Source organism: Methyloversatilis sp. NSM2 (assembly GCF_038066675.1).
GTDB lineage: Bacteria > Pseudomonadota > Gammaproteobacteria > Burkholderiales > Rhodocyclaceae > Methyloversatilis > Methyloversatilis discipulorum_A.
On the sequence record NZ_JBBUKV010000004.1, the window covers coordinates 25802 to 52594 of the forward strand.

At 69.0% G+C, this 26793-nt stretch carries 13 protein-coding genes; 5 read left to right on the plus strand and 8 right to left on the minus strand.

All coding sequences use genetic code 11. The features are described 5' to 3' along the window. Genes WJU27_RS07730 through WJU27_RS07755 form a run of 6 tightly spaced genes read right to left on the minus strand, consistent with a single transcriptional unit; the run spans window position 1 to window position 17427 of the window. Window positions 1–258 (minus strand): acyl carrier protein, encoded by a 258-nt coding sequence (locus WJU27_RS07730; protein ID WP_020164201.1) that lies wholly within the window; start codon window positions 256–258, stop codon window positions 1–3. Next, window positions 255–1391, minus strand: a complete 1137-nt coding sequence (locus WJU27_RS07735) for an ACP S-malonyltransferase (protein ID WP_341421690.1) — start codon at window positions 1389–1391, stop codon at window positions 255–257. The genes WJU27_RS07730 and WJU27_RS07735 overlap by 4 nt, the downstream gene beginning before the upstream one ends. After that, on the minus strand, window positions 1388–4126 hold the full coding sequence (locus WJU27_RS07740) for a beta-ketoacyl [acyl carrier protein] synthase domain-containing protein (RefSeq protein WP_341421691.1): 2739 nt from the start codon (window positions 4124–4126) through the stop codon (window positions 1388–1390). Before WJU27_RS07740 ends, WJU27_RS07735 begins: the two co-directional genes overlap by 4 nt. Further along, window positions 4126–9324 carry an alpha/beta fold hydrolase gene (locus tag WJU27_RS07745; protein ID WP_341421692.1) on the minus strand — a complete coding sequence of 1733 codons (5199 nt, stop codon included), beginning with the start codon at window positions 9322–9324 and terminating at the stop codon, window positions 4126–4128. The genes WJU27_RS07740 and WJU27_RS07745 overlap by 1 nt, the downstream gene beginning before the upstream one ends. A 34-nt stretch (window positions 9325–9358) precedes the next feature. Continuing rightward, complete coding sequence (locus WJU27_RS07750) at window positions 9359–10696, minus strand: flavin-containing monooxygenase (protein WP_341421693.1); 1338 nt, start codon at window positions 10694–10696, stop codon at window positions 9359–9361. 35 nt (window positions 10697–10731) lie between these two features. Next, the gene (locus WJU27_RS07755) at window positions 10732–17427 is read right to left on the minus strand and encodes an SDR family NAD(P)-dependent oxidoreductase (RefSeq protein WP_445928429.1); all 6696 of its coding nucleotides are present in this window, start codon (window positions 17425–17427) and stop codon (window positions 10732–10734) included. Window positions 17428–18179: 752 nt separating this feature from the next. On the opposite strand from WJU27_RS07755, the gene WJU27_RS07760 reads away from it, so the two are divergent. The 3 genes from WJU27_RS07760 to WJU27_RS07770 all read left to right on the plus strand — a co-directional run bounded on the left by WJU27_RS07760 (window position 18180) and on the right by WJU27_RS07770 (window position 21686). Beyond that, the gene (locus tag WJU27_RS07760) at window positions 18180–19256 is read left to right on the plus strand and encodes an SGNH/GDSL hydrolase family protein (RefSeq protein WP_341421695.1); all 1077 of its coding nucleotides are present in this window, start codon (window positions 18180–18182) and stop codon (window positions 19254–19256) included. A 139-nt stretch (window positions 19257–19395) separates the two neighbouring features. Then, a complete protein-coding gene (locus WJU27_RS07765) occupies window positions 19396–20625 on the plus strand; it encodes a cytochrome P450 (protein ID WP_341421696.1) in 1230 nt (409 codons plus the stop codon). A gap of 29 nt (window positions 20626–20654) precedes the next feature. Beyond that, the gene (locus WJU27_RS07770; protein WP_341421697.1) at window positions 20655–21686 is read left to right on the plus strand and encodes a fatty acid desaturase; all 1032 of its coding nucleotides are present in this window, start codon (window positions 20655–20657) and stop codon (window positions 21684–21686) included. On the opposite strand, the gene WJU27_RS07775 is transcribed toward WJU27_RS07770, so the two are convergent. Further along, on the minus strand, window positions 21687–23045 hold the full coding sequence (locus WJU27_RS07775; protein ID WP_341421698.1) for a chloride channel protein: 1359 nt from the start codon (window positions 23043–23045) through the stop codon (window positions 21687–21689). A gap of 188 nt (window positions 23046–23233) precedes the next feature. Between WJU27_RS07775 and WJU27_RS07780 the strand changes: the two genes are divergently transcribed. Then, on the plus strand, window positions 23234–24820 hold the full coding sequence (locus WJU27_RS07780; protein WP_341421699.1) for a gamma-glutamyltransferase family protein: 1587 nt from the start codon (window positions 23234–23236) through the stop codon (window positions 24818–24820). Window positions 24821–25144: 324 nt separating this feature from the next. After that, window positions 25145–26221, plus strand: a complete 1077-nt coding sequence (locus WJU27_RS07785; protein ID WP_020164191.1) for a PEP-CTERM sorting domain-containing protein — start codon at window positions 25145–25147, stop codon at window positions 26219–26221. A 67-nt stretch (window positions 26222–26288) separates the two neighbouring features. Here WJU27_RS07785 and WJU27_RS07790 read toward each other — a convergent pair whose 3' ends face one another. Next, window positions 26289–26732, minus strand: a complete 444-nt coding sequence (locus WJU27_RS07790; protein ID WP_296810515.1) for a BLUF domain-containing protein — start codon at window positions 26730–26732, stop codon at window positions 26289–26291. Window positions 26733–26793: the final 61 nt, after the last annotated feature.

Sequence of the window (26793 nt, forward strand, 5' to 3'; positions counted from 1 at the left end):
TCAGGCTCCGGCCGGGGCTGCGGCGCGCTGCGCGACGGCGACCGACAGTTCGCGCACGGTCGGGTACTGGAACACCAGCGCCGGCGGCAGCGACACGCCGTAGCGGTCTTCCAGCGAGCCGACCAGATCGACCGCCTGCATCGAACCCAGTCCGTAGCTGCCGAGGTTCTCCTCCGGCTCGATGTCCTGCGCCGGTACGCCGGTGCGGTCGGCGATGAAAGTGGTGATGAAGTCCGCGATATCGTGTTCGGTGCTCATGGATGTCGTCCGTGCAGGTGTAAAGACGGGTCGGCACGCTGCGCTGACGCCGCGGCCGGAATCAGGGTTTCGAGGGCACGTCGAATCTGCCGGCGCAGCGCGCGCGGTGTGGCCGCCAATTCAAGCGGCGGCCAGCCGGCGACGTCCTCCCCGCGCGGCCACAACGCGGCCCAGTCGGCCGCGGCCGGCGACGCACTGCCGTACAGCGCGTGCAACGCGGCGACCAGCGCGGCGTGCTCACCGGCGGGAGGCGGCGCCGCGACCTCGGGCCAGCCTGCCGCGGCCCGTGACGGCGGGCGCCAGCTGGCGCGGATCTCGTCGATCATCGGGCCGAGCACCGGCGCCGGGCCGATCTCGACGAATTCGCTGACGCCAGCGTCGAGCATGGTGTGCACCGACTGCATCCAGCGCACCGGGCTGTAAAGATGGGCGGCCATCACCTCGGCGATCTGCGCGTCGTGCGGCCGTGCCGTCACGTTGGCGATCACCGGAATGCGCGGGGGCTGGAAAGGCGTCTCGCGCAGCGCCTGCGCGAACTCGGCGGCGGCCGGCCGCATGTGGCGCGAATGGAAGGCGCCGCTGACGCGCAGGCGCACCGCCCGCGTACCCGCCTCGCGGCAGCGCTCGACGAAGGCGTCGATCTCGCCCGACAGGCCGGCGACGATGGTCTGCGTGGGACTGTTCTCGTTGGCGATCTCCAGTCCATCGACACCCAGACGCGCGATCAACCCGTCCACCTCATCGCGCCCCGGCCCGATCACCGCCGCCATCGCACCGTCGCGGATGGCGGCCATGATGCGGGCGCGGCGGTCGACCAGGCGCAGCGCGTCGATGAAGTCGAGTGCTCCGGCCGCCGCCAGCGCGACGAACTCGCCGATGCTGTGGCCGGCCAGCATGGCCGGCGCGCCGTGCCGGTGCTCGTGATCCAGATAGCCGAGATAGCCGGTGACGAACAGCGCCGGTTGCGTGTAGCGGGTGTCGATCAGGCGGTCCGCACCGTCGGTGCACAGATCGTGCAGGCTGTAGCCGAGCACGGCGTCGGCCTGTTCGACCAGGCGCGGGTAGCGCTCGAACAGTTCGACGCCCATGCCCTTGCGCTGCGCACCCTGGCCCGGAAAGACGACGGCCCTCATGACAGCACCTCCGCTTCCGCCGGCGCTGCCTGCGCCAGCCAGCGCGCCTCACGCAGCTCCAGGCCGTCGATCTGCAGCAGCGTGCGCCCGTCGATCTCGCCGCGCACGCCGACACGTCCGCTGTCGGCGTCCGCAGTCAGCAGCAGTCGCTGCGGTCCGACTGTCGGCACTTCGGCCCAGCTCACCCGCAGCGCGCGGTAGGGCAGCAGCGGCGCCGTGGTGGCGTCGCGGAACATGGCCTGCAAGGCCCGGACGACGGCGACCGTCCAGTGCATCCACAGCGCGCGCGGGTCGTGCGACGACGGCAGGGCGACGTCAATCGCGAAGGCAGGCGGAACACCCGCCGTCGCCTCGGGCCCCTCGCCGGTGACGATGCGCTCGACGCGCAGCAGCGTCCGGGCGCCCTCGTCCGCCAGCGCACGGTAGCGCAGGCCGCCGTCCGCAAGGGTGGGCATTACGCGCCGGTGGTGCGGCGACGCAGCCGCCCAGGCGACGTCGATGAAACTGACGCCGCCGCCCGTCGCCACATGGCCCGGCCACGGCAGCAGAGTCGGCAGGCAGGCAGGCCTGCGGCCGAGGAAGCCGGTCCACGGGTCGAGCAGTGCGTCGATGTCGTGCGGCACAAGGGGGGGCGGCAAATGGGCTTGCGGCACAACGGCGGGCGACATATCGGCGGCGGGCTGTGGCGCAACCGGTGCCGCCGCCTTGAACCACACGCGATCGCGACGGAAAGGCAGTGTAGGCAGCGGTACACGCATCACGCGATCGGCGGCGTAGCGCGCGGACAGCTGTTCGCTCAACGCAGGGAATGCAAGTTCCGCACGCAGCCAGTCGGCCAGCCCTGATGCGCTCCGCCAGTCGGGCAGCGGCCGCTCGCCGTCGCTGTCCTTCGCGCTCTGCGCGGTGACGGCCAAAGGGGCCGGTGCGTCGCACAGCCACGCGGCCAGTTGCAGCGCGAGCCCACCGAAGTCCTGCGCCGCGATGGCAAGCCGATGCGATTGCAGATCGCGGCCGACAAACAGCGAGCTGGCCAGCGCACGCAGCGTCGGCGCCAGCGCGGCCCGCGGCAGGCTGGCGCGGGCGTGCAGGCGGTCGGACGGCGCTGCGGCGGGCAGCGCCTCGCTGAGCGCCGCGGCGATCTCGCCCCAGCTCAAGCAATCGCGCAGATCGAGTCCGGCGGCGTCGATGCCCAGCCGCTGCGCGGCCGACTGCGCGGCGCGCTCCATCGTGTCCGCATCGACGCCGAGTGCCGGCCACTGCGCGTCGAAGTCGAGTGCGCCGCTGGCCTGCTGCAGCGCGAGCAGCACGCGCGGCTGCACGTCCGGATACAGGTAGTCGAACAGCTGCGACGCGCGCGCGCGCAGCGTATCGGCGTCGCGTGCCGACAGCAGCACGACCTCGGCCTGCGCGTCGGCGTCGGTCCACACCGGTGCCGGCTGCGCCTGCAGCACGACGTGGGCATTGACACCGCCGAAGCCGAAGGAGCTGACGCCGGCCACCCGCGGCCCCTCGCCCCAGGCTTGCGGCCCGTCTGCGATGCGCAGCGGCGAACCGCTCAGTTCGAGTTGTGGATTGGCCTGGCCGAAAGCCGGATGACCGGGAATCAGCCCGTGTCGCAGCGCGAGTACCGTCTTGATCAGACCGGCGATGCCAGCCGCGGCTTCGAGGTGACCGATGCGCGCCTTCAGCGCACCGAGGCGGATGTCGCCGGCCGGTGTGCTGTCCGGATCGGCCGCGCGGCACTGGCGCAGTGCCTCGTTCAGCCCGGCGATCTCTATCGGGTCACCGAGCGGCGTGCCGGTGCCGTGGGTTTCGACATGGGACAGATGGCGCACTGCCGGCCCGGCCGCCTGCCAGGCGGCCGCGACCACCTCGGCCTGCCCCTTGAAGCTGGGCGCAGTCAGACTGTGCGCGCGACCGCCGTGATTCTCGGCCGAGGCGAGGACACAGGCGTGGATGAAGTCGCCATCGCGCAGCGCGTCGTCCAGCCGCTTCAGCACCACAACACCGACGCCCTCGCCGCGCACATAGCCGTCGGCCTCGGCGTCGAAAGGACGGCAGCGGCCCGACGTGCTCAGCATGCCGGCCTGGCTGAAGGCGACGTGCAGTTCCGGGCTCAGCATCAGGCTCACGCCACCGGCCAGCGCCAGTTCGCACTGACCGAGGCGCAGCTGTTCGACGGCGCGATGCACCGCCACCAGCGAGCCCGAGCAGGCGGTATCAACCACCTGGCTGGGGCCGCGCAGGTTCAGCACATAGGACAGCCGGTTGGCGACCAGCGTCAATGCCATGCCGGTCGCGCGGTAGGCGTCGTTGTCGCAGCGGGAGGCACGCATCAGCGCGGTGTACTCCGCATTGCCGACGCCGGCGAACACGCCTACGCGCCGGCCCGACAGACTGCGCGGCGCGATGCCGGCATCCTCCAGCGCGGTCCATGCGGACTGCAGGAAAAGCCGCTGCATCGGGTCCATCGCCTCCGCCTCGCGCGGCGCGATGCCGAAGTGGCGCAGGTCGAAGCAGTCGGCGTCGTCGATGAAGCCGCCCACGTTCGAGTAGGCGGTGTTCGCCGCCCCGCCCGGCGGCGCGTAGTGCGCGCGCCAGTCCCAGCGCGACGGAGGCACCTCGCCGATGGCGGTCTCATCGCCGAGCAGGGTCTGACAGAAGCCGGCGACATCCGGCGCGCCCGGCAGACGCGCCGCGATGCCGACGATGGCGATGGCGGCGGCCCTGTCCATCACACGGTCGCTCCGGCCAGCGCCGGCGCGTCCTGCAGCACGCCTTCATCGGTCACCGGCACGCCGCTGGCCGCGCAAGGCATCGGCAGTCCAGCCTTCCGCGCGCGGGTGCGGCCGCGAGCGTGCTCCTTCGCCAGCTCGTGCATATAGGTCGGGCCGTGCATTTCGTAGTTGTTGCGCAGCGTCGCCAGGTACTCGCGACGGATGATCTTCTGTTCGCGCTCGATGTCGCGCTTCTGCGCGGCGACGTCGGGCTGGCGGTAGAAGCCGGCGAAGTGTTCGGCCACCAGTTTCGACTGCGCTTCCATCATGTCGAGGAAGCCCCAGGTGACCGCCTGGAACAGGCCGATGAAGGCGAGGTTGTCCACGCCGGGCACGAAGATGCGCTTGAACATCGGCACCTTGTTGTCGTCGGCATTCAGGAACTGCTTGTCGAGGAAGGGGAAGGTGGTCTTGAAGCCGGTCGAATAGACGATGGCATCGAACTCGCGCACGCTGCCGTCGGCGAAGAACACCTTGCGGCCCTTGATGTGCTTCACCTCGGGCACGATCTTCAGCTTGCCGTCGCCGATGCGGTTGGCGAAGTTCTCGGACAGCGTCGGCAGGCTGGACATCATCAGGTGGTCCGGCTTCGGCATGCCCATGCTGGAGTGACGCTGGATCAGGGCCTTGTACAGCCCGGTGTGCACCAGGTTGAACAGCGGGTAAGGCAGGATCTTCTTGAACCACCAGTCGTTCAGGAAGGCCATCGCGCGGTCCATGCGCAGGCCCAGCAGGTAGTGGGGCAGCACATAGACGCCGCGGCGCAGCGAAATGCAGGTCGACTTCGCCGCGTGGCTGATGTCCACCGCCACCTGCGAACCGCTGTTGCCCACGCCCACCACCAGCACGTCCTTGTCGCGGTAGTCCTCGCGGTAGCGGTAGTGCTGCGAATGGATGGACTCGCCGTCGAACACGTCGCGGTAGTAGTAATCCGGGAAGTTCGGCTCGTTGTGGTGACCGTTGGCAACGATGAGCGCGTCGTAGTGGCGCACCTCGCCGCTGTCCAGCGTGACGCGCCAGCCCTTGTCGCCGAAGCGCTCGGCGCGCTTGACCTGGGTATTCAGCTGTATCCGGTCGCGGAAGCCGAAATGGTCGACATAGCTTTCGAGATAGGCGTGCACCTGCTGGTGCGACGGGAAATCCGGGTAGTCGTCAGGCATCGGAAAATCGGTGTACTGGTACAGGCCGCGCGGCGTGTTCTGGTTCATCGCGTGCCACACCGAGGTGAACTTCCGGTCGGGATCGAAGGCCCAGATGCCACCAATGCGGTCACGACCGTCGAAGCAGTCGAACGGAATGCCGTATTCGGTCAGTGCCTTGCCCATCGAAATGCCGCCGACGCCGGCACCGACCACGCACACGCGCGGCAGCTGGCGCGGCGAGCGGCCCTTGCCGCGCAAGCGTTCGAGCATGCGTGCGCCGCCCGGAATGCGTTCGACGAAGGCGCGGGTGAATTCGCGTGCGACCGGCGGCGCGGACAGTGAACGGGGAGCACTCATGCGACGGACCTCCTTGTTTTCGGTGGGGACGAGGGACTTCAGGAATTCGGCGGTGCGCGCTTCGCCGATGCGCGCCGAATGCGCCGCGCAGTCGAGCACCACGGGCGCGATGCCGCCCGACAGATGGCGGCGCAGGCTGTCGACGATGAGCTTCACCTCGTCGTCGGCGATGTCCAGCGGCGGCAGGAAACGCAGGCTGTTGTTGTGGATGGGGCAGACCGCGACCGCCACGCCCTGCACCGGGTCACGCAGCATGGCGCCCCACAGCAGGTAGCCGAAGCTGCGCTGCAGGAAGGGATCGGCGCCCGTGAGGTCGAGATCGATGGTGAGCAGCAGGCCTTCGCCGCGCACAGCGGTAATCATCGGCACCTCGCGCTGCAGGGCGGTCAGCTCGGCGCGGAACGATGCACCGGCGAGGCGCGCACGTTCGTCCAGTCCCTGCTCGAACACCTTGCGCAGCGCGTGCAGCGATATGTGTGCCGACAGCGGGCAGCGCTGACGGCCGGCCAGTTCCTGCAGGCGCGCCGGCGAGCGCTGCTGCGCACGTTGCCGCACCGCGTCGCTGCACAGCACGACGCCGGTCGGCACCAGCGAATCGCACAGCGCGGTGCCCAGCGCGACCAGGTCGGGCGACGGCACCTGAGCCGCGCTGTGCAGCAGACGGCCGGTCATCAGATTGGTCTGGGTTTCGTCCACACCGACCAGATAGCCGCCGGCATCGCGGTGACGCACGATCAGTTCGACCAGCTGCTGCGGCAGCGGGCGCGTGGCGTTGGCGTCCACCTGTATGGTTTCGAACCACACCAGGCCGATGTCGCCGGACAGCAGTTCGGCTTCGAGCTTCTGCGCGGCGTCCGGCGCATGCGCGTCGATGAACACGCTGTGCCGGTACAGCGGCTCGAAGGGCTTGCGGAAGATGTCGAACACCGCGTCGTGCGACGCCACCGCGCTGAGCATCGAGAAGCCCAGGCCGCCGGAGAAGAAGAGCATGCGGCGCTTCGCCGGTGCGGCGAGTGCCGCCAGCGTCAGCGCGACTTCCACCGCCGTGACATTGCTCGACGCCGGGAAGGCGTGCGGCAGGCCGGTGCGCTCGCTCAGCAGCGCAGCCAGTTCGCTCCAGTAATCGGTGTTCGCGTCGTGCGCACGCGCCACGTCGGGAATGACATCCAGCGGGTTCAGGCCGCGCGGGCTGGTGCCGACGTTCACGAAGCAGTCCAGCACCGTGCGCGCGGTACCGTCGCGGTCGCGCAGCAGTGACTTCATGCCGCGTGCCGCCTCGAAGCGGGCGTCGAAACCGTGCAGGCGCGCCACCCGGGCGTAGCCGGAATTGCCCCAGCGCAGGTGGGCATCGAAGCAGGCGTCGACATCGGCGTCGATGCGCCGCATCAACCTGTGCGTGTCGCCGTCGATCAGGTCGGCGAAACGCGCCAGCAGCGCTTCGCGCGCCACCGCCAGCGGAAAACCGAAACTGGTCATGACGTTGCGCACATAGCTTTCGCTGGGCGTCATGCTCCAGGTCTGGTGTACCGGCGCGCGTACCATGCAGGCGGCGACCGGCACCTGACTGCCCGCCATCGATTCGCCGAGCACGATCATGTCCGCGCGTTCGCGGCAGGCCGGCGCGATCCAGTCGGCGGCCGTCGCGTCCGGGTCGTTGTTGTCCACCAGCACGCTGAGCACCTCGCGCGCGGCGCAGGCGGCGATCAGGCGGTCGGCGTCCTCGGCCGGCGTGAAGGCATCGCACACCAGTACGGCCGCCACCGGCGAGGCGCCGCCTTCCAGCCGCTCGATCGCCTCGAGCACGGTGGATACGAACAGCACGCCCGGAACCAGTGCATCGTCCGGACCTGCGTCCAGCGGATCGAAGTAGCGGCGCCAGCCTTCTCCCGCATCGATCAGCAGCAGTTCGCCGCTGCTGTCGGCGTCGCGGTTGCGGGCGCGATGCCGGGCCAGGCGCAGCGCGGCGTCGAGCGCCTCGTGCTGCGCGGTCAGGAACAGGCAGCGGTAGTCCTCGTCTCCGGTCTTGTTCCGTGACTGTATGCGGTTGAGCAGCAGCGCAAGCTGCGCCGACTGCGGCGACAGGATGGCGCAATGCCCCTGATCGCCACGGCGCACATAGTCTTCCAGCACCTGCAGCGTGGTGCCGTCGGCCGGCACGAAAGCGCTGACCGGCGAACGCGCGAGCCCGCGAGCGGCGTCGTCGCGCAGCGGCGCCACTTCATCGAGGAAGCGCAGCAGCAGACGGTTGTAGGCCTCGAAGTGGGTGAAGCCCAGCAGGTGACCGGCACCCGGGAAGCAGACGTAGCGCGCGCCCGGCAGCGCGTCGGCCAGCGCGCGACCATAGGCCGGCTGCATGTAGCGGTCGTCGCGCCCGCTGATCACCAGCGCCGGGCAGCGCAGCGCAGACAGCGCCTCACGGTGGTCGAAGGCGCCGACGACGGCCTGATAGGCCGGCAGCGACGGAATGTTCCAGCCGCGGTTCAGCTCCATGAAGCGCTCGCTCATCTGCAGCTCGCGCATCAGCGTCGCGAAGTCGTTCGCGCCCTGCGCGAACGGCGAGGTGACCGTCGCCACCAGCGCCGACACGCGCTGCGGGTGGGCAACGCAGAAGCGCTGTGCCAGCACGCCGCCGAAGGAATAGCCGATGACCGGCAGCGCATCGGTGATGCCCAGTCCGTCCAGCAGTTCGGCCACGTCGTCCGCCATCGACGACAGTGTCAGCGGACTGTAGAAGTCGGTGCGGCCGCAGCCCGGCATGTGATAGGCGATCAGCCGGTAATGCGCACCCAGTTCGCGCAGCTGCAGCCGCCACATGACCGAGGTATGCATGACGAGGCCGCCGAGCAGCAGCACTGGCCGCCCCTGGCCGTACACCGCTGCCTCGATGATGCGGCCGGAGCGCCCTTGCACGCTGACCGAACGCGCCTGGTCAACAAAGGCCTGCTGTGCATCGAGATGTTCGCGCGAGGGCTGACGGACGCCGACTTCCGGGGCGGCGATGTCCTGCCGCCGGGCGACTGCTGCGGGTAGGGGTGCCGCAACGGCTGCAGGCGGGACGACGGGCGGCGGCGCAGTGGCCGCGCCCTGCTCCGCCCACAGTGCCTCGATCGACAGCGGCGCATCGGCCGTTACGGCCACCGTCTGCACGGCCTGCGCCACGACAACGGGCGACGGGCGCGAAGCCGGGACCGGCGTCGTCCGGACAGATTCGGGTGCGCGGAGAGCAGCGGGTGCGACGGCGACCGAACCTTCGAGTTCACCCAGAACACGCTTCACGTCGGTGCTGTGATTCTTCAGCAGATAACGGGTAAGACCGCGCAGATCCTGGAACTCGAAGAACACGGTGGGCGGAATGACGATGCCGAAGCGCGCAGTGAACCGGTTGCCGATCTCGGTAGACGAGATCGAATCCATGCCGTAGTCCATCAGCGAGCGCGTCGGCGAGAAATCGGCGGCATCGAGCTTGAGCACGTCCATCACAAGCGCGCCCAGATCCTGTTCCAGTGCCACCTCCAGGGCTGGGCGGGTGGCCGGTGATGCGGGCGGTCGCGGCGGAGCGACGGTCGGTGCGACCGACGGTGCCGCGTCCATCTCCAGCCCTTCGATCAGTGCCAGCGCCTCTTCCGGCGACAGTTCGTCGGCAATGCTCATGTCCATGCGGAATCCCCGGTATGCGTGGTGAAAACGGTGCTCATGCGGTCAGCGCCTCGGCCGGCGCGGCTTGAGTTGCGCCGTCGAGCAGCTTTCCGGTGACGAAATTGACCGCGCGGATGTACTTCCACAGATCGACCTCGTAGCGGTGGCGGTCGGTGTTCATGAAGCGGCCCTGGCCGAGATCGAGCCGCTCGGGCTGCTGCTTCATCTGCTGCAGCCGGCGGAAGTTTTCGCTGCCGGCAATGCGCGCCGACAGGCAGGCGGCGACGAAGCGCGCGGTGATGTTGAGCACGTTGCCCAGGCCGGACGGCGTATTGAGATAACCGACGAACAGCAGGTTGTCGTGACGCTGCGGCACCATGCGCAGGAATAGCCGGTCCAGATCGACGCGCGCGTCGAAATCTGCCGGGTCGAAGAAGGACAGGTCGGTGCGGAAGCCGGTTGCCCACAGGATGAGGTCGATCTGTTCGCGGCTGCCGTCGGTGAATTCGACGGTGCGGCCGTCGATGCGGCGGATGTCCGGCTTGGGCGCCAGATCGCCGTGACCGATGTGGTAGAGCACCTGCGAATTCATGATCGGGTGCGCCGCGTCGATGCGGTGGTCCGGCGCCGGCAGGCCGAAATCGGTGCCGTCGAAACCGGCCAGCTTGAACACTGCGCCGACATGGTCCCAGTAGGCCTGGGCATCAGTGAACTTCGGCGCGATGTCCATCAGCCATTCCTGCGTCGGCTTGCCATCGACGAACTTCGGCATGTAGTGATAGCCGCGTCGGGTCGAATGGAAAGCGGCGTCGGCATTGAGTGCGGCGTCCACCGCGATGTCGCAGCCCGAATTGCCGCCGCCCACCACGAGCACGCGCTTGCCGCGGAACTGGTCGGCCGAGCGGTAGTCGCCGGAATGCACGCTTTCGCCGTCGAAATGGCCCTCGAACTTCGGCACCAGCGGAATGCGCAGCAGGCCGTTGGCCACCACCAGGTGGGCATAGCGGCGCACGCTGCCGTCGGCCAGCTCGCAGCGCCAGCCCCCGCCGTCCGGCCGCGCGCGGACGACCCGGGTATGGAAGCGCGTGTGCGCCTCGACCGTGTAGCGCGCCGCCACCGACATCAGGTAGGCGTACATCTGACTGTGCCGCGGATAGTGCGGATAGCTGTCGGGCATCGGCAGGTCGGAGAACTGCGTGTTGCGACGCGAGCTGATCAGGTGCACCGACGCGTACATCTTCGACGCCGGCCCGTCCGGCTGCCAGTTGCCACCCAGGCCGCCACTGGCTTCCAGCACTTCGTAATCGAGCCCCGCCTCGGTCAGCGCCTTGGCGACACCGATGCCCGATGCGCCGCCGCCGATGATGCCCACCGTCCGATCAAAGTCCGTCATGTCTGTCCCTGTTGTCTGCGCGTGGTGGTCGGCGCTCACTGGTCTGCGGTGGCACGCATGCCGGCGAGCAGGCGCTTGGCTTCGTCAGGCGCCATGCGGCCTGTCCTGACGCGTTCGAGGATGTCGCGCGGCGACAGCGGCTGCGCGATGTCGGGCGCGGGCGCTACAGCGGCTGTCGCGACATAGGCCGCGACGGGCTGGGCGATCTGCGGGGCCGGGGCGGCCGCGACCGGCTGCGCCCAGAAGCGCCGGCGCTGGAAGGCAGTACCGGGCAGCGGCACGCGTCGACGCAGCGGCGGCACCGGCTGTGCGCTCCAGTCGTCGAAGGCGCCACTGACCCAGGCACGCGCCAGCGCGTCCGGCTCGCTGCCGGCCTCTGCGGCCGCATCCTCGGCGTCGGCCACGCCCTTGAACACGCCGGCCGGCAGCGTGGAGGCGTCGAGCTGCCAGAACTCGCCTTCCAGACTGGCGCGCAGCTGCGCCGCCAGCGTCCTCAGGTCATCGGCGATCACGGCGAGCCGGTTGGGCTGGGCGATGCGCGCGACACGGAGCGTCGCCGCCAGATCGGCCAGCGACAGCGCCTCGCCGCGTTCCAGCGCGCGCTCGACATGGCGTGCCAGCGACTGCGTCATCGCGCGCAGCGTGTCCGGCGTGCGCGCCGACAGCACGACGATGTGCGGACCGGGCGAGTCGGCGCCCGGCATGCCCGGCCATTCCTCGACCACCAGGTGCGCGTTGGAGCCGCCGGCGCCGAAGGAACTGACGGCCGCCAGCCGCGGCTGCGGGCGTCCTGCCGCGTCGCGCGGCGCCGGCCAGTCGGCCGCTTCGGCCTGCACGCGGAAAGGCAGCTTCGAAAAATCGATATTGGGATTCGCCGGCTCGCTGTGTATCGACGGCACCAGCCGGCCGTGCCGCATCTGCAGCAGCACCTTGGTCAGGGCGGCGATGCCGGCGGCCGATTCAAGGTGGCCGATCTGCGACTTCACCGAGCCTATGGGCACCACCTGGTCGCCCAGCGCACTTTCGAGCGCCATCGCCAAACCGCGCAGTTCGATCGGGTCGCCCAGACCGGTGCCGGTGCCGTGCGCCTCGATATAGCCCAGCCGCGATGCCGGCACACCGGCGCTGGCGAAGGCGTCGGCGATCACTTCGCTCTGCCCGACCGGTGTCGGCACGGTGAAGCCCGAAGTGCGCCCGCCGTGACCGAGGGCCGAACCGCGGATGACGCCGTGGATGTGGTCGCCGTCGCGGACCGCGTCGGCCAGCCGCTTGAGCACCACGACGCCGACGCCCTCGCCCGGCACATAGCCGTCGCCGCCAGCGCCGAAGCTGCGGCAGCGGCCGTCGCTGGCGGCGAACTGCAGTTCGCTCAGCATGCGGTAGCGATAGGGGTGTGCCGACACGTTGACGCCGCCCGCCAGCACCGCGTCGCATTCGCCGGCGCGCAGCAGCAGGCAGGCGGTGTGCAGCGCGGTCAGCGAGGACGAGCACATGCTGTCCAGCGCGAATGAGGCGCCGTTGAAACCCAGCGTGTAGGACACCCGGTTGGCGATGGCCGCGTAGGACGAGTTGGTCAGCGTGGCCGAACCGCCGGCGCCGTAATACTGGTACTCGCCGTACATGACGCCGGCCAGCACGCCGACGCGTGCCCGTGCGCCGTCGCGCGACGGCGGCGACTGCAGGGTCTGCGGCGTGTAGCCGGCGTTCTCGATGGCCAGCCAGGACGCTTCGAGGAACAGCCGCTCCTGCGGGTCCATCCGTTCGGCGTCGCGCGGCGCGATGCCGAAGAACAGCGGATCGAAACAGTCGTGCTGATCGATCAGCGCGGCCCAGCGCGCGTACGCGCCTGTCTTCGCCGCCTCGCCCTCGCGCCGGGCGAAGGACGGGTCGTCCGGCCAGCGCTGCGAAAGCTCGGCGACGCAGTCCATGCCCTGCAACAGGTTGTCCCAGAAGACGTCCGGGTTCTCGGCGCGCGGGTAGCGGCCGGCGAGGCCGACGATGGCGATGGCCAGGCCACGCGTATCGTCGTCCGCGCTTGCAACGGGGCCGGGGGCGACCGGATCGGGCGCCGGCTGAACGGCCGGCGCGGCCGCTTCGGCAGCGGGCATCGCAGGCGCGTTCGCCGCCTCGACGCCTGCGAAGCGGGCCGCAGCCTCCGGCTCGGCCGACACGATGCGCGCAGCGAGTTCCTGCACGGTGTCGGCTTCGTACAGCAGCGTCTTCGGCAGCGACGAGAAGTGTTTGTCCAGTTCGCCGTTCAGGTCCATCACCATGATGGAATCCAGTCCGAGCGACTGCAGCGGGGTCGCTGGCGTGATGCGGGCGCGCGCAATGCCGCAGGCGCGGGCCAGCATGTCGCCGAGCCGATTGCACAGTGCCCCCGTCGTATCGGCCGCCGCGACTGCGCGCACAGGCGCGGTTGCAGGCGCCTGCCGCTCGACCGCGGCTGGCCCGACCTCCAGCAGTCGGGCCACGCCTTCGCGCCGGCCGCTGCAGACGACCACGCCAGCCGCCCCGCTCGCCATCGCGCTGCGCAACGCCTGTACGCCCTGCTCCGCGTCGAGCAGTTCAAGGCCGCGCTCGGCCATCCACTGCATGACCGGCGGTGGCGCCTGCATGCCGTTTTCACTGCGCCAGAGCGGCCAGGCCAGCGCCAGCGTGCGGCCACGGCGGCGGCCCGTGGCTACCGCCTGCGCCCGCAGTCCGGCGAAATCGTCGAGCCAGGCATTGGCATAGGCATAGACGCTCTGGCCTACATTGCCGTGCGCGCCAGCGAGCGACGAGAACAGCACGAAGGCTTCGAGCGCATCGTCACGCGTGGCCTCGTCGAGCAGGCGGGCTGCGGTGATCTTGGGTGCCAGCACGGCCTGCCAGTCGTCGTCCCCGTGCTTGACGAAGAAGGCGTCGCGCAGCACGCCGGCCGCGTGGATGACGCCGCGCACCGGACCCAGCGTCGCCCGTACCTGCTGCAGCACACCAGCCAGCGATGCGGCGTCGGTCACGTCGCCCTGTACGTAGACGACAGACGCGCCCTCGCCGCCGAGCGAAGCGACTGCACGTGCCCCCTCATCGTCGAGCGGACTGCGCCCGACCAGCGCGACATGCACGCCGCAGCCAGCCAGCCAGCGCGCGAAGGTGCGACCGAGTGCACCCATGCCGCCGGTGATCAGATAGGTCGCGCCACGCGTGGGCAACCAGCTGTCCTGCGGCGCGTCCAGCCAGGCGAAGCGCTCTTCCTCGATGCAGCCGTCACGCACGCGCAGGCGCGGCACGCGACCGGGCGACAGTGGGCGGGCCAAGGCGGCAGCGACGGCGTCGGCGCGGCGCACCGGATCATCGGCGGTGGCTGCATCCAGTTCGAGCAGGGCGGCCGATATCCGGGGCGCTTCCAGGTGCAGGCTTTTCAACAGCCCGCCCATCGCGGCGTGGAAGCAGCGCCCGTCGTCGGACGACGGCGTGCCCACATAGACCAGCCGCAGTGCGCGTGCGCCGAGCGCGCCGACCAGCAACTGCGCCAGCGCGACGAAGCGCCGCGCGTCGGCTTCCGTGGAGCCGCGCGCGTTGCCGCTCATCCAGACTACGGTGGCCGGGAAGGCGTCACCGTGCTGCAGCAGTTCGAGCAGGGTGCGCCGATGGGCGGCGTCGGCCGCGTCCATATCCACGCAGTGCCCGTCGTGGAAGCGGAAGCGCGATGCCGTCTCGACGCTCCACAGCGGTTGCGCGGGATACAGACGACGCAGCCGGGCGGCGAGTCCGCCCAGCCCGACTCCGGCAGCGCCTGCGAGCAGCATGGGCGAGGCGGCCAGACCGGCAGGCGATCGGCCGTCGGCCACGACCCAGTGTCGCTGCAGCAGGTGCAGCGGCGCAGCGCGCACACCGTCCCAGGCGCGGAAGCAGAAGCCTTCGATGTCGGCAAGCGGCGCGCCATCGTGCGCGCAGACCCGGAAGTCATAGGCGTGCAGGCCGGGTGCCGGCGTGCCGCGATAGTCGACGCGCACGACGGCGTGCTCGCGCAACGGCGCGTGCAGCGTGAGGCGGCGCATTGAGAAGGGCACGAAGGCACGGCCGGCCGCCAGCACCGCCGCCGGTGCCAGCGCGACCGCGCACTGGAACACGCCGTCGAGCAGCGCCGGATTGATGCGGCCGACGTCGTCGCGCGGCGGAACGGACAGTTCAGCGACGGCGTGATCGCCTGCGCGCTCAAGCGCGCGCACCGGCCGGAATTCGGGGCCGTAGCACAGACCCATGCGCTCGAAGCCCGCGTAGAACGCATCGCGGTCGAAGGGTCCGGTCGGACGCGCGACGGCGGCCGTCGACACCACGCCGGCCGCCAGAGCATGCAAGGCGCCCCGCAGATGGGCCGGACCGTCGTCGGCCGTTCCGCTGCGCACCGAGCAACGGCCGGCAGCATCGACATCCACCGTCACGTCAGCCGACGTGGCGAGCACCAGCGCGCGTCCCCACATCAGGTCACGAAACTCGATCGCCCCGTCGCCGGGCAGGCGCGCAGCGAGCAGCTGCAGGTAGCCGGCGGCGGGAAAGACCGCCTGCCCGTCGACCACGTGATTGCGCGCGCGCCAGTCGTCCGGGGTGATGTGCAGTACGCCGTCCCTTGCTGCCGCGGCCGGCACACCGTCGAAGCGCACCGGTGCCGGCGTCTGTGCGCCACCTATCCAGTGGCGGGTGCGACGGAAGGGATAGGCGGGCAGATCGACCGACTGCGGCAGGGTCTTCCCCGATTCAGGCCACAGCGTGGACCACCGTACCGACGCGCCGGCGAGCCAGCCTGTCGCCAGCGCGAGCGGATCGGCGCCCTCGGTGGCGGCCGCCTTCCGGCCGTCGGTCGCCCCGCGCTGCACGCGGTCAGCCGACAGCGCCTGCAGCAGATCGGCCAGCGAGCCGGCGACGACCAGCGCCCGCGCACGCAGCGGCGTGCGCCCCAGCTGCAGCGTCGCGGCGATGCGCGCTCGTCCGTCCGGCGTATCGAGTTCTGCCACATGCTGCGCGAGCCAGTCGCGGAAGCGCGCGATGACGGCGTCCAGCTGCTCTTCATCGCTGGCCGAGAACGGAAATACCGTGGCGATAGTGCCGGCAGCGATGTCCGCGGGCACCTCGCGCCATTCCTCGACGATTACGTGCGCGTTGGCGCCGCCGGCGCCGAAAGAGCTGAGGGCGGCGCAGCGCGCCTGACCGTCGTCGGGCCACGGCTCCGTACGCTGGGGAATGCGGAAGGGTGTACGGGCCAGATCGATGGCCGGATTGATGCGCTCCGAATGCAGCGAAGCGAACAGGCGGTGCGAGCGGAACTGCAACAGCAGCCGGGTCAGCCCGGCAATGCCGGCGGCCGCTTCGAGGTGTCCGATGTTCGCCTTGACCGAACCGAGTGCGCAGCTCCGCGGCCGGTCGGCCGCCCAGCCCGCAAGCAGGCCCTCGACCTCGACCGGGTCGCCCAGACCGGTGCCGGTGCCGTGCGCCTCGACGTAGCCGATGCGGGAAGCGCCGAGGCCGGCGCGCGCAAGCGTGTCGCGGATGAGCACGCCCTGGCTGCGCGAACTGGGCACCGTGTAGCCGGTCGTGCGACCGCCGTGCGCGACGCCGGTGGCGCGGATCACACCGAGGATGCGGTCACCGGCCGCGCGTGCATCGGTCAGTCGACGCAGCACGACGACGCCCACGCCCTCGCCCGGCACGAAGCCGTCCGCCGCGTCGCCAAAGGCGTGACAGCGACCGGTCGGCGACAGCATGCGCTGCTGACTCAGCTGCACATACTTGGACGGATGCAGGTAAAGATTGACGCCGCCCGCCAGCGCCACCGCGCATTCATCGCGGCGCAGGCTTTCGCAGGCGAGATGCAGAGCGGTCAGCGACGACGAGCAGGCAGTGTCGAGCGCAATGCTGGGTCCGTCGAAATCGAGCAGCCACGACAGCCGGTTGGCCACCGACCACGGCATCGCCGTCGGCACCTGACCGCCGCCGCTGCGCCAGTGCACCTCGCCGAGCAGGGGATAGGACAGCGTGGTGATACCGGCGAACACGCCGACGCGTGCCGCGCCGCCAGGCTGCGCACGCGGCAACCGTTCGGGGCCGAGCGCCGCGTGTTCCAGCGCGTGCCACGCGCACTCGATGAACAGGCGCTCCTGCGGATCCATCACGTCGGCGTCGACTGCAGACACGCCGAAGAAGGCCGAATCGAAGGCATCGACGTCGCGCAGGAAGCCGCCCCACTTCGACGTGCTGGCCCATTGCGCACGCGCGACCGGATCGCCGCTGAACAACCCGTCGGCCGACCAGCGCTCGGCCGGCACTTCGCCGACGGCATCGACACCGGCGTCAAGCAATGCGGCGAACGATTCGAGATCGGGCGCCCCGGGGTAGCGGCCGGCGATGCCGACGATGGCGATCGCATCGTCCGCGTTTACGCCGCCAGCGTCCGTCAGGTCGTCATCGAGCACCTCCCACTCGTCGCTGAAGTGCGGCCTCGCCGAAGCGTGCGCCTCTTCGCGCGGGGAAACGGGCCGCAGCGAGGCGGACAGCCGCGCCGCTTCGTCGGGAAAGTTCGACAGCAGGTACTGATGTACATCGCCCACGGTCCGGCAGTCGTACAGGAAGGTACGGGGCAATAGCGGAAAGTGCGCTTCGAGCAGACGTCCCATGGCCACAACCGCCATCGACTCGAGCCCGATGTCCTCGAGCGCGCTGTGCGCCTCGATGCGCGCCGCATCGTGCCCCATGACATCGGCGAAGCGCTCGATGACCCACGCCAGCAAAGTTTCGTTCTGCAGTTCCACGCCGATGACCGCCCCGGTTCATGACTTTCGTCCGTGCGGAAGGCACGGCGCCGGGGTGCTCAATAGCCATTACCGTGCCAGGGTTTTTCTGCTTCGCTGCAACATGTGAAATGACGCACGGAAGTGCTGTCCGACCGCCTCTCCGTCGGGCCGGATTTGCGGACCCGAAACATCGGCTGCGCAAGGAAATCTCATAACGACCAGTCGAAGTGAAACAAGATGTCATGACAGGTGATTCACGACGGACACGGTACAAAATGACTGCCGCATCGCAGTTTGCAGTTGGACACAATCTGTCCAGCATTGCGACACATGTACTACTTTTAGCCTAAGACCATCGTCCAATAAATTCTTATTTGATATCGCATTGACATTCGTAGGCGAATGATTCACGCGAGCGCGGTCACGAATCGCGGTCCCTCGCCCATTGCTCGCGATCGCTTCCCGCAGCCTTTCCCCGCTTCGATCCGGCGCGCCGAAGCGCTGATCAGGGCGGTGTCCGCCCGCCCGGCACCGGCACCGTCCTCTCCATCCAACTCTCCCCGAACTGCCCTGCCAATGCCTCTGGCATGCGTATTGCTGACGCTGCAGCCGCGACCGGACGGACATCGTCATTTGTGCGGCGCACACACAGAAATCCGGTCATCTGCGCCGCCGGCGAACGATCGATCCTCACCCATGGAAGGACATATCTGATGAGAAGGTTCATGTGCCGGCTGGTCATCACGGCCGCGATGGCCGGGGGGACGTCCTCCGTCTGGGCGGCGTCGCCGTACTCGGCGATGTATGCGTTCGGAGACAGCTTCTCGGATACCGGCAACCTGGTCGGTGCGCTGGCCACGCGGCCGGTCGAGGACGTGCTTGCCTGGTGGCCGCCGTTCGCGATCCCCGGCTACGCCGACGGCTTCTTCCAGGGGCGCCCCACCAACGGCCTGTCGGCGGTCGAGCACCTCGCTGGCACGCTGGGCATCGGCCTGACCAACTACGCATGGACCGGGGCGCTCAGCGGCCACGGCAACGTGCTGCCCTTCGTCAACACCGCCTTCGGAGCCACCGGGCTGCGCGATCAGGTCGACACTCACCTCGCGCTTACCGGCAGCGCCGATCCGGACGCGCTGTACTTCGTCTGGGGCGGACACAACGACTTCTGGGGCCTCGGTCAGGCCCTGCCCGCATCCCTCGGCGACGAAACGCGCCGAGCAGCCCTCCAGCAGGCGGGCCTGACGGCGGCGCAGGACATCGCTGCAAACGTGGATGCGCTGGTCGAGGCCGGCGCCCGCAACATCCTCGTGCTCAACAGCATCGCGCTCGAACACGAGCCTTTCTGGGCGAGCGCCTTTGCCGCCGATCCCGATCTGCGCGCCCTGCTGCACGAGGGCGTCGACACCATGAACATCCGGCTCGACAGCCTGCTGGACACGCTGGACAGCAGCCGGCCGGCGCTGAACCTGATGCGCTTCGACGCGCAGGACTGGTACGAGGACACGATAGCCGCCGTACTCGCCGGCAATGCACCGGGTGGACTGACCAACGCAGCGTCCGCCTGTTTCGACTTCAACGGCAGCGCCTTCGCCGCCTGCGGAACGCCGGACGAGTACTTCTTCTGGGACTCGATCCACCTCACCACCGCCGCGTACTCGATGCTGGCCGGCGAACTTGCCGGCGTTGCGGCCGCGCCGGTCCCTGAACCGTCCGCCGCAACCATGCTGGCCGCCGGCGGTGTGCTGCTCCTGCTTCGCCGCCGTCGCATCCGGACAGCGATGAGGTCCTGACCACCGGAAGCACCGCAAGGAATGTACCGACGGGCACCCGGCCTCGCGGCCGGCACCGCCCTCCCTTCGTCGCCCCCCTTTCACTTCCGATATGCATCCGCAGCCGCGGACCGCGATCGGCCTGCCGGAGATGCCGACCATGTTCGACCAGAACTTCATCGAGAACCCCTACCCGACCTACCGTGCGCTGCGCGAAGCCGGCTCCGCGCACTGGAATGGCGACTTCCTCGGCGGCGCCTGGCTGCTGCCCCGCCACGCCGACATTGCCCCGGTGCTGCGGGACGCCCGGCTCAGCGCGCAGCGCAGTCACTGCTACAGCGCGCTGCTGCCGGAGCCGGTGCAGCCGGCGTTCGCGGAGTTCAACCGCGTGTTCGGCATGTGGCTGCTGTTCCAGGACGCACCGGAGCACACGCTGCTGCGCAAGCTGATGAACAAGGGCTTCACACCGCAGGTGATGGACGTGTGGCGTGACGCGATCACGCGTACCGCGCACATGCTGATCGATCGCCTGCCCGCGCACGGCACGGTCGACTACATGGGCAGCTTCGCCCACCCCTTTCCGGCGCTGGTCATCTGCGAACTGATGGGCGTCGATGCCCGCGACCAGGCCGAATTCATCGAGTGGTCCGACGCCATCGCCCGCTTCTTCGGCAACCCGGCCAGTTCGCTCGAAGTCGCCTACCGCGGGCGTGACAGCCTGCTGGCGATGACGCGCTACTTCGAGGCGGTGGTCGAGCAGCGGCGGCACGCGCCCGGTGACGATCTGATCAGCCTGCTCATCCGCATCGAGGAGGACGAGGAAGCGCTGAACGGCGAACAGGTGGCTTCGCAGTGTTCGATGCTGATGTTCGGCGGCCACGAAACGACGCGCAACCTGCTCGGCAACGGCATGCTCGCGCTGCTGCGCCACCCCGACCAGATGCAGGCGCTGCGCGACGACCGCTCGCGCATTCCGAACGCGGTGCGTGAAATGCTGCGCTACGACAGCCCGGTGCAGTACCTCACCCGCATCGCCGCCGAGGACTTCGAGTACGCCGGGGCGCAGATCCGGCGCGGGCAGATGGTGGTGCCGCTGATCGCCTCCGGCAACCGCGACGAGACGCGTCATGCCGACGCAGACCGCTTCGACATCGGCCGCGCCGACACCGCCCATTTCGCCTTCGGTCACGGCCCGCACGTGTGCATCGGCACACGTCTCGCGCTGCTCGAAGCCGAGATCGCCTTCGACGCGCTGCTCGCCCGCTGCCCGCACATCGCCGCCGTCGACACCCGGCCCGAATGGCTGGCGAACTTCGGTTTCCGCGGCCTCAGCACGCTGCGCCTCGACATGCAGACCCAGCCGGCCGACGCTGGCGCGGTCGCCGCCTGATGCCTTCAACCCATCTCAGGAGCCCTCCCGTGACCGAACGCTGCCCGACCCCGCTCGATGTCCGTTCCACGCTGCCCGACATCGCCTACGCCTACAGCCTGCCGCTGGGCAGCCTGCTCTTCCTGACCGTGGCCAGCCTCTTCGCCGGGCTGTGGACGCTGTCGCTGTCGATGGACAATCTGGCCCTCAAGGCGCTGTTCGGCGTCATGAGCGGCCAGGCCATCGGCATCATGTTCGTGATCGGCCACGACGCCGCGCACGGCTCGCTGACCAACCGGCCCTTCTTCGACCGCCTGTACGCGACGCTGGCCTTCATGCCTTCGCTGCATCCGGTATGCACGTGGAAGATCGAGCACAACAAGATGCACCACGGCTGGACCAATCTGAAGGGCATGGACCCGGTCTATCCGCCGATGTCGCCGGACGAGTTCGCCGCGCTGTCACCGTGGCAGAGGCGCGTGCATCGCTTCTACCGCAGCATCTGGGGCTTCGGCTGCTACTACCTGTTCGACATCTGGTGGAAGGTGCTCATCCTGCGTCGCTCGGAAAACGGCAAGGAGATTCCGCCGGCCGTCGCGCTGGCCGATTTCGTCGCGGTGTTCGGCTTCCTCGCCTTCGAGGTTTTCATGGCCTACCTGTTTGCCGCAGACGCGGCCGGGTTCGCGTGGAACCTCGTACTGTGCGTCGGGCTGCCCTTCCTGGTGTGGAACTACGTGATGACCTTCGTGACCATCCAGAACCACACCTACCCGACCATCCGCTGGTACGACAACCGCGACGAGTGGAACTACTTCCGCGCCCAGGTCGAAGGGTCCATCCATACCGAAGTGCCGGCCTGGCTGGATTTCTCCTTCGCCCGCGTGTTCCAGCACACCGCCCACCACGTCGACAAGAAGATTCCGCTCTACCGGCTGGTGAAGACCCAGGCTTCACTGGAACAGACCTTCAGCGGCAACGTGAAGAAGGTGAAGCTGACGCTGAAGGAATTCCTGACCGTGCTGAACGACTGCCAGATGTACGACTACCGTCGCCACGTCTGGATGTCCTTCCCACGCGGCTGATCAACCGGGAGGCGCGGCATTGCGGGCAATCATGTGCCGCGCCACCGTGTGATAGAGCGGCTGACTGAAGAAGCGCGACACCCCGGCGGACAGCAGCGACACCGCCATCAGGCCGATGATGACCGAATAGCCGTCGACCATTTCCATGACGATGATGAAGGAGGTGATCGGCGCCTGTGTCACGGCGGCGAGAAAGCCGGCCATGCACAGCACCAGCAGCAGGCCCTGCGCCTCCTGCTGGCCGAGCAGCGGTGCCAGGTCGTGCCCGATGCCTGCGCCTATGGCCAGACTGGGCGCGAAGATGCCGCCCGGCAGACCGCTCAGGTAGGCGATCAGCGTGGCGATGAACTTGACCGGGCCGTAGTACCACGCGAGCTGCGTGTCACCCTCGAGCAGCGCGCGCGTTTCGGCGTAGCCGCTGCCGAAGCTGACGCCGCCACTGACGAATCCGAGCGCCGCCACCAGCAGGCCACAGGCGGCGGCGAACACGACCGGGCGCCGGGCGCGCAGATCGGCCAGCGGACCGCGCCACGACGTCGATCCGATGATGAGCATGCGCGAGAACAGCCCGCCGGCCACGCCGCACACCAGCGCGGTCACCGCGACGGCCAGTGCCATGTCGCGGTCGCTGCCGGCGATGGCGATCTGCCCGAAATAGCTGGCCTTGCCGAGAAAGGTCTGCGACACGATGCCGGCCAGCACGATGGCGGTGATGATGAGGCCGCTCATGCGTGCCTCGACGCTGCGCGTCAGCTCCTCGATCGCGAAGGCGATGCCGGCCAGCGGCGTGTTGAAGGCGGCGGCGATGCCGGCCGCACCGCCGGCCACCAGCATGTGCGTGCGCGGAATGTGCAGCGCGCCGGGCAGCCAGCGATGCAGCACATTCATCAGCGAAGCACCGACCTGCACCGTCGGGCCTTCGCGGCCAAGCGAGAAGCCGCTGCCGACCGCCGCCACGCCGATGAACACCTTGCCGACGATGATGCGCAGCGTCAGCAGCGGTCGCCAGCCAGCCGTTTCCGGTCGGGACATTTCGGCGATGGTCTGCGGAATGCCGCTGCCCTCTGCACCGGCGAACCAGCGGCGCGTGATCCATACGCACAGCGCGCCGCCCAGCGGCGTCAGCAGAAAGGGCCACCACGGGTGGCTCGCCGCGGTGTCACGGAACAGGTGCACCGCGTGGTCCGAAAGCTGCGCAAAGCCGACCGCCAGCAGACCGACGCCGACCGCGCCGCCCCACAGCACGAGGCGCCCGAGCCAGACCTTCAGATAGGCGTAATGACGCCGGCGCAGGATGGGATTCTTCAGGCGCAGCCAGGCGGCAGTCAGCCGGGCACGCAAAGTTTTCTGATCGGCCATGTCGGACGTCGTTGTCGGAGGTGGGCAGCAAGTTCGGCCAAGCGACGCAAGATGCGTGCCGCGCCATTCTGCCCCTTGCGCCCGGGCGTTATGCCCTTTTGACGCGCCGCAGATGCACGGCGGACGCGACTGATGCACCATAGCGGCGCACGGCGTTTCTTCGCGCCCACCCGAAACAGGAGCCAAACATGACTTCAAGCACGGGCGGCATCGCCGTCGCCCCCCACCACCTCGCCGCAGAATCTGCGCGCGACGTCATGCGCGAAGGTGGCAACGCCATCGAGGCAATGATCGCTGCAGCGGCCACCATCGCCGTCGTCTACCCGCACATGAACGCGCTCGGCGGCGACGGCTTCTGGCTGATCGCCGAACCGGGCGAGGCACCGCGCGCGATCGACGCCTGCGGCGCCTCTGCCGCACTCGCGAGCCGCGCCTGGTACGCCGACCAGGACGTGCGCGATCGCATCCCGAACCGCGGCCCGCTGGCCGCACTGACCGTGGCCGGCACCGTTTCCGGCTGGCAGCTTGCGCTGCAGGCAGCGGCCGAAGCCGGTGGCCGACTGCCGCTGTCGCGCCTGCTGCGGGACGCCGAACATCACGCGCGCAACGGCGTCACGGTGACCGAGAACCTGGCACGCAGTCTGCGCGTGAAGGAACCCGAGGTCGGCCCGCAGCCCGGTTTCGCGCTGAACTTCATGCCCGACGGCGAGTTGCCCGCGGCCGGCAGCACGCTCTACCAGCTGCGGCTGGCCGACACGCTGTCTCAGCTTGCGCGCGAAGGTCTGTCCGATTTCTATACCGGCGAACTGGCCCGGCGCATGGCGTCGGCACTGGAGCGTGCTGGCAGTCCGCTGCGGTTGTCCGACTTCGCGGCCCACCGCGCGCAATGGCGCACGCCGCTGGAACTGGAGCACAGCCTGGGTCGCATCTACAACATGCCGCCACCGACCCAGGGCCTGCTGTCGCTGCTGATACTGGGGCAACTCGACCGACTCGGTCTGAAGGGGCTGCACGGACAGTCGGTGGACTACATCCACAGCGTGGTCGAGGCGACCCGTCAGGCCTTCCGCATCCGCGACCGCTATCTGACCGATCCGGCGCGCATGCGTGTCGACGCGCAATCGCTGCTGTCATCGGAATGCCTCGACACACTTGCCGACAGCATCGACCCCGAGCGCGCCGGCGGCCGCGTCAACACCGCGCCCGGCGATACCGTCTGGCTCGGCGTCGTCGATGGCGAAGGCCGTGCGGTAAGTTTCATCCAGAGCATCTATCACGAGTTCGGCAGCGGCGTCGTGGCCGGCGACACCGGCGTGCTGTGGCAGAACCGCGGCGTCAGCTTTTCGCTGCAGGCGGGCGCGCTGAATGCGCTCGACCCCTGCCGCAAGCCCTTCCACACGCTGAATCCGCCGATGGCGCAACTGAAGGACGGGCGCACTGTTGTGTACGGCAGCATGGGTGGCGACGGTCAGCCGCAGTTCCAGGCCACCGTGTTCACCCGCCATCTCGTCTTCGGCGACAGCGTTCAGGACGCCGTGTCGGCACCGCGCTGGCTGCTTGGCCGCACTTGGGGTTCGGCCAGCGAAACGCTGAAGCTCGAGTCGCGCTTCGCCCCCGAGGTGTTCGAGCAGCTGGCCGCGCGCGGCCACGCGATCGAATCGCTGAGCGATTTCGACGACAGCGCCGGACACGCCGGGCTGATCGTGCGTTATCCGGATGGTCGGGCCGAAGGCGCGGCGGACCCGCGATCGGATGGTTCGGTCGAATACGCCTGAGCGCCTGAGCGCCTCAGCGCCTGAGCGCCCCGGCGCACGGCGCCCGCTGCCGACCCGAAGGCTTGGCGATCCGGCGAACCCCGGCGTCGGCGGGCCGGATGGAGTCCGGTAGAGCGCTAACCCCTACTTAATGCATGGTTATTGTTCGTGCAGGACGATGGCGGCAGATCGTGGTCGCGTCACCGGACGACGACGCGCATTGTCCGGCCGGACAGCGCGCGTCGCTCGTTGCTGACTCGCTCCGCGACAGGCGCAGCGCCTGCCCGGATGGCTCACCAGTCCGCGGAAAGCGCTGCCCCCACACTTCGGTACGAGGAGAGCGCCATGCACAGAACATCATCGAACACCGCGCGCTGGATCGTCGCCGCGCTTCTGGCCGGAGGCACCGGCGCCACACTGGCCAGCCCGACCTTGTACGGCAGCCTGAGCAATTTCGACGTTTATAACGACACCGGTTCTGAAACGCACGGCTTCGAGATCGAATTGCACGGCGTGTCGGCGGCGGACGTCAGCTACACCTTCGGCGGCGATTACAACCGCTACGGCAGTCCGCGCATCGACAGCTTCGCCGATGGCATCTTCGTCCGCTACCTCGCCGCCTACGACAGCGCCCGCGGGCTGTTCCTGGCCGCAACACCGGTGCCGAGCAGTTTCTCGCCGACCGACGGTCACAGCTGCTGGTCAGGTGGCGGTGCCGGTTACGCCGGCAGCGGTTGCGAGCACTTCGGTCTCGGTCTGAACAAGAACGCGACCAGTACCCAGTACCGCTGGCTCAAGGGCGACGCGGCCACCGGCCAGATCAGCGCGGTCGGCAGCAACGTCCTGATCGCCGCGCCGGCATGGCAGGTCGTCGATCCCGCCCCCGCCGACCCCGGCCTGCCGGCAGCTCCGCCGGTCGTACAGGCGGTGATCGCACCGGAACCTGCGGAGGACCGCGAACAATACGGCGTGGCGCAGTGGGTCAAGGTCTATACGACCGAGATCGAGCGCGAAGTCGAACTTGAAGAACTGCTGAGCGACAACGCGGTCGTGCCGCGCGAACAATCGGAAACCGAAATCGAGTGGGTGCTGTTCCAGGCCAAGCCGGCAGACAAGGACAACGGCGAGGGTGACGAACTGCTGCTCGAAAAGCCCCTTGCCGCTGATTTCGACGACAAGAAGTCGGTCATCCGTCGCTACGAGTTCTACGAGTATCTGGGTGCCTACAATCCGGAGGACAATGAGGCGCAGCCCTTCGACGAAGCGGATCCGGTCGGTGCCGGCGAAGTCGGCCGTTACATCGGCGCGCAGATGGCAGCCGCCAACCTGATGGCGGCGCCTGTGCCCGAACCCTCGACCTGGCTGTCGATGTTGGCCGGCCTCGCGGTGGTCGGGCGGATGTGTCGCCGCCGGATCCGCTGACAGGCCAACGCCGGACGGGATCGGTCGCCGCAAGCGTTGAACCTGTTCTGTCGGCAGTTGGCGCGACTCAGGGGCTCGGGCGTTCCGTGCGCGCCGTCTTCCAGCGCGCCACGCCGAGCAGTTCGTGCAGCAGCGCCTCGACCGAGGCCGTGCTCATCGTGTAAGGGTCGAATTCGGGACGTGGGCAGTACTTCAGGAACAGCGCGCGATTATCGGCCGTGTAGCCGACGTATCCCATGGCCCAGTCGGCGAAGTCGCGCGCCGTGACCTCGGTGAAGCCGAGAATGGCCGGATCGCGATGACGCGTGTCCCCGACGATGCGGTGATAGACCTCGTTCACCTCCCGCCGCCCGCCTTCCAGACACTGCAGGAACACGCCGCCGGTGTAGCACAGTGCCCCGGTGACGCCGACGCGCGCGTTGTTCGCCTGCGAGCGGGCAAGGATGTGGTCGATGTCGCCGGGTGCGAGGCCGTCGCGGACCTTGCTGGCGTAGATGAGGCGGACGAGCATGGCGGTCTCCTGTGAAGTGTCCGCTTCGACCGCATCAGGCGTCCCGGTGTTTCAGGGCGAG

Bases quoted from the DNA above. Each gene is read 5' to 3' on its own strand.
- WJU27_RS07765 (WP_341421696.1), top strand. From the start codon at position 19,396: ATGTTCGACCAGAACTTCATCGAGAACCCCTACCCGACCTACCGTGCG.
- WJU27_RS07775 (WP_341421698.1), bottom strand. From the start codon at position 23,045: ATGGCCGATCAGAAAACTTTGCGTGCCCGGCTGACTGCCGCCTGGCTG.
- WJU27_RS07755 (WP_445928429.1), bottom strand. From the start codon at position 17,427: ATGGGGCACGATGCGGCGCGCATCGAGGCGCACAGCGCGCTCGAGGAC.
- WJU27_RS07785 (WP_020164191.1), top strand. From the start codon at position 25,145: ATGCACAGAACATCATCGAACACCGCGCGCTGGATCGTCGCCGCGCTT.
- WJU27_RS07745 (WP_341421692.1), bottom strand. From the start codon at position 9,324: ATGGACATGAGCATTGCCGACGAACTGTCGCCGGAAGAGGCGCTGGCA.
- WJU27_RS07790 (WP_296810515.1), bottom strand. From the start codon at position 26,732: ATGCTCGTCCGCCTCATCTACGCCAGCAAGGTCCGCGACGGCCTCGCA.
- WJU27_RS07750 (WP_341421693.1), bottom strand. From the start codon at position 10,696: ATGACGGACTTTGATCGGACGGTGGGCATCATCGGCGGCGGCGCATCG.
- WJU27_RS07780 (WP_341421699.1), top strand. From the start codon at position 23,234: ATGACTTCAAGCACGGGCGGCATCGCCGTCGCCCCCCACCACCTCGCC.
- WJU27_RS07730 (WP_020164201.1), bottom strand. From the start codon at position 258: ATGAGCACCGAACACGATATCGCGGACTTCATCACCACTTTCATCGCC.
- WJU27_RS07735 (WP_341421690.1), bottom strand. From the start codon at position 1,391: ATGAGGGCCGTCGTCTTTCCGGGCCAGGGTGCGCAGCGCAAGGGCATG.
- WJU27_RS07740 (WP_341421691.1), bottom strand. From the start codon at position 4,126: ATGGACAGGGCCGCCGCCATCGCCATCGTCGGCATCGCGGCGCGTCTG.
- WJU27_RS07760 (WP_341421695.1), top strand. From the start codon at position 18,180: ATGAGAAGGTTCATGTGCCGGCTGGTCATCACGGCCGCGATGGCCGGG.